Below are 2123 nucleotides of genomic sequence, written 5' to 3' on the forward strand. Positions count from 1 at the left end.
ATATGCAAGGCATGGATCACTCGAAAATGGATCATTCACAGCATGGCACAGCAAAACCACAAGAAAATGATCAAGTGGTTTATGGTTGGGCAAATGCATCTACACCTGCGGGCAATAAAGCCTTGCAATATAGTGATTTAAAATCTTTAGAACCGCAAAAAGATACTCGTGAAGCTAGCAGTGAATTAGTAGTGCGTTTGGGCGGTACTATGGAGCGTTATATTTGGACGATTAACGGTAAAAAATTCAGCGATGCTGAGCCATTAAAAGTGAAGTATGGCGAGCGTATCCGTATCAAATTTATTAATGACAGTATGATGGCGCACCCGATGCATTTACACGGTATGTTTATGCAGTTGGAGAATGGTCAAGAGTCGGTAGATATGCCAAATAAACACACATTGATCGTACCACCGGGTAAAACAGTTACGGCTTTATTAACTGCGGATGAATTGGGTGAATGGGCAATCCATTGTCATTTGTTGTATCACATGAGTGCGGGGATGATGAACAAGTTAATCGTGGCGAATGTTAGCGATGAACAAGTATCTACAATGCCAATTCAAGGTACAAATTCGACTCAAACTCAACAAGTAACTGAGCAAAAAGGAGCTGAACATGCACATCACTAATTTTGTATTGAAAGCGATTTTTTCTGTTGCGGTATTGAGTTTAACGACCTTAAGTGTGGCGCACGAAGGGCATCATTCAACGACTCAGAATAATGGGAAAAATATGCCATCAATGAATCATCAAGCCATGTCTGAGATGAATCATTCACAACATTCTGCACAAGAGCATGCACAACACATGCAGATGATGGGGAAAATGAACCATGGTCAGATGAATCATGTACAACATCAGGCAACATCTACGGTTAATCATTTACATCATGTACCAGATGCGAATACTCAGCAGAGTTCGCATTATGATCATCGCTCAGAACACGGTGCGCAAATTTATGCGATTACGACGGTGGATAATAAGTGGTTTGTCAATGAAGATGGCACAGGCGGTTTAAAGTCAGAGTTTGAAACCCGTATTGGCACAGATGAAAATAAGGTTTTTATTAAAGTTCATGCCGATAAAGAAGAATCGCATGATGCACATTATGATGCCAAACTTTTATATAGCCGTATGATTTCAGACTTTTGGGATGCACAGATTGGTGCACGTTATCGCAGTGAAAAAGTTGAACTCGATGATCATCGCAAAGACACCGAAGAAAATGTTGATGCAGTGATTGGCTTACATGGTATGGCACCATATTTCTTTGAAACTGATGCTTATCTCTATGCAGGAGAAGACAGTTATGCGGGTTTTAGTCTAGAAACGGAACGTGATTTTCTGATTACGCAAAAGTTGATTATTCAAACTTATTTAGAGTTGGATGCGATCTTTAGTGATGACTCTAAATATGCGAAAAAAACTGGTTTAAGCAGTGCAACCGCAGGGCTTGAAACTCGCTATGAAATCAGTAAAAAGATCATGCCGTATATCGACATTGCCTATGAGTATTCAAAAGGTAATGATGAAACGTCGTGGCAAATAGAATCAAACTCTGAGAAAGGTTGGTTATATGGAGCTGGTGTTAGATTTAGATTTTAATTAATTTAATGATTACTAAATAGCTTTATTTAAATAAAACTCTAGCTTAATGTGGCCGGAAGCAAAATGTTAACTTATTTTGCTCCCTCCCTCCCATTTAACATAATAGAGCTTATACGAAACGTATATTTTAAATATATAAAAATCAGATACTTGTGTTATAGTGATAATGCTCGACGATGTCGAAAAGCTGACTTGGAAACAAGTCGGCTTTTTTTTAAACTGTTTTGATATATTCCGCCAATAAAATTGATTGTTTCTTAATCAAATTAAAACTTTCTTCAATGTTGTCAGCCTTCTCCGGTAAGAAAATATCCCCAATTTCTGCGGATAAAAAGGGGACGGTTTTTATCCGATCTTGTACGCATTTGCTTACGTCAATTCCGGCCCTTTGCGGCTATGCGGCATACTGGAATTTTTCGGCACTGTTGCAAATAGGCTGACATGATAAGCTAAATATCTTATTTATTTCGAGATACAGCAGATGAATCCCTTCCACGGTCGGCACTTTCAAG

2 protein-coding genes are annotated in these 2123 nt (G+C 38.7%); both read left to right on the forward strand.

Going from position 1 to position 2123, the window contains the following annotated elements; translation table 11 throughout:
* The coding region (locus N518_RS0115165; protein ID WP_026444481.1) for a multicopper oxidase domain-containing protein at window positions 1–632 on the forward strand (632 nt) is incomplete at its 5' end.
* Complete coding sequence (locus N518_RS0115170; protein ID WP_026444482.1) at window positions 619–1608, forward strand: copper resistance protein B; 990 nt, start codon at window positions 619–621, stop codon at window positions 1606–1608. The genes N518_RS0115165 and N518_RS0115170, both read left to right, overlap by 14 nt.
* Window positions 1609–2123 lie beyond the last annotated feature (515 nt).

The sequence above is a fragment of the Acinetobacter sp. UNC436CL71CviS28 genome, assembly GCF_000620525.1.
Classification (GTDB): domain Bacteria; phylum Pseudomonadota; class Gammaproteobacteria; order Pseudomonadales; family Moraxellaceae; genus Acinetobacter; species Acinetobacter radioresistens.